The organism is Fulvivirga sp. (genome assembly GCF_040220315.1).
In the GTDB taxonomy this organism is placed as follows: domain Bacteria; phylum Bacteroidota; class Bacteroidia; order Cytophagales; family Cyclobacteriaceae; genus Fulvivirga.
Map to the genome: position 1 here is coordinate 1 of NZ_JAVJUY010000288.1, position 1756 is coordinate 1756.

General features: G+C 39.1%; 2 protein-coding genes. Both read right to left on the reverse strand.

What is annotated here, in order from left to right; genetic code table 11:
* Positions 1–149: 149 nt before the first annotated feature.
* On the reverse strand, positions 150–824 hold the full coding sequence (locus RLO81_RS14425; protein ID WP_350113016.1) for a hypothetical protein: 675 nt from the start codon (positions 822–824) through the stop codon (positions 150–152).
* Positions 825–1143: 319 nt separating this feature from the next.
* A complete protein-coding gene (locus RLO81_RS14430; RefSeq protein ID WP_350113019.1) occupies positions 1144–1551 on the reverse strand; it encodes a lysozyme inhibitor LprI family protein in 408 nt (135 codons plus the stop codon).
* Positions 1552–1756 lie beyond the last annotated feature (205 nt).

Sequence of the window (1756 nt, forward strand, 5' to 3'; positions counted from 1 at the left end):
AACAATTAGTCGCAATTAAAAGGCCGGGAACTTCATTGTTCTCGGCCTTGATTTTTCTTTGCGATATAAAAAAAGAGGATGACCTTTTGAGACACCCTCTTTTTATCTGAGGACTGACATGCCCTGCGGAACATGTCGGGCAGCTGGGATTAGAGCCTGTTGAACGCTATTTTGTGAATTATTGGATCGATTTCGCATTCTTCTGTTGACGAAATTAACCTATTTGGATATTTGGTGATAAAAAGAGTTCCAGTCCATCGTTCAGGTGACAGTTCGGTAATCTGTACCATAAATCCATTGTATTCAAAAGAAAGAGGTATGAAAAGATTGGACGCGTGAATCAAATTTATTTCTGTTGAGAGTCCTATGTTGTCTGATTCTATCTCGATATGCACCTTGTCAATCGTGATCTTTTTCCAATCGTAAAATTCCGAGTTAATGGAGTCGAGTTGCCAAGTGTTAAACAAGTCTTTTGAGTCTTTTATATCTATTTGTTTAGCTCTTACCATCGTTAGCAGTTCTGTCCTCGATTTGGTAAAATGTTCGAGTGTCAAAACATTTCTAGAGTTGTCAATGATACGTAGTTCCCTACTATGTTTGGCTGATCGTTCATTTAATGTCCCAACAAAATCTTGCCATCCCGACCGGTAAAAAACAAAGGAAGAATCAGAATCAATGAAGACTAGCCCACGTCCATGAGTACATGAATTAATGTCATCTTGTTGAAGTTCAATCTTCCTTACAATCCAAGTGCCGTCCAAAGATTGAGCCTCGGAAGCAAGTTGGTTCAGAATACAAATAGCAAAGAAGATTCGAATTCCCATAAATAGACTCTAACGACCAAAACAACAGTATTACTGTCATTTCCTTATATCTTATTTCTTGTTAATTTTTTCAATACCAGCAACTTATCCGCTTTTAAACGAAAATGAATGCATAAAACAGACACGTTACGTGTATTGCCCTCCTAAGATAAGACTTTTCATTATTTGAAAGTGACTTTTTTGAAGATGATGGTTTGTGTGAGAAACATTCAGTGCCTAAACTTTCCTCCACCATGGCCTGTCCCCTCATTATGACACACTCTCGCATGAGGTCTGTGGTGATAGACCTGGGAAGAAGTTGATCTTATTGTACACCATGTCACCTTTTTGTCTGTACTGATCCTGCACATGCATCTCCTTCTTCAATTCCAGTGAGCCATGTCCTGAGTTTAGTAGTTCTTTCGTTCGTTAGTTCGGTCATATAGGTTGAAACACACGTAGGTTGAATACTTCCGTACCACCCAGGTTCACGGTCAGGATATTTCATTTTCAGCTCAGAGTCTCTAAACTTAATCCAGTTACGTTGAGATGTTCGAAGTGCTTTCAGAAAAGTTGGATCATCAGCATAATCCTTGATTATCTGTTGGTAAATTTTGTTCAATTCAGCATCTGCCACCCTGTAACCCTCTGCTGCAACCTTATTCATCTCGGCCTGAGTTTGGCACTTTGCGGTTCCAGCGACGAAAAGGATTATGAGGAAAGTTGTGAATAAATGTCTCATCGTCATAATTATTGTAGTCCTACCTCTTTTATTACAAAATAGCAAAATCTGCTATACTAGCTGTGCTTGAATATTTATCTGATGAAGGGATTAGGAAATCCTTTTTATCAGAAGTGCGACATTGTCTAGCTGACTATGCCGGACACCCGGGATAACCTCTAATCACTCTTCGGACTTGGCCGTAAGAAAGTCATTAACATTTAACCAATGT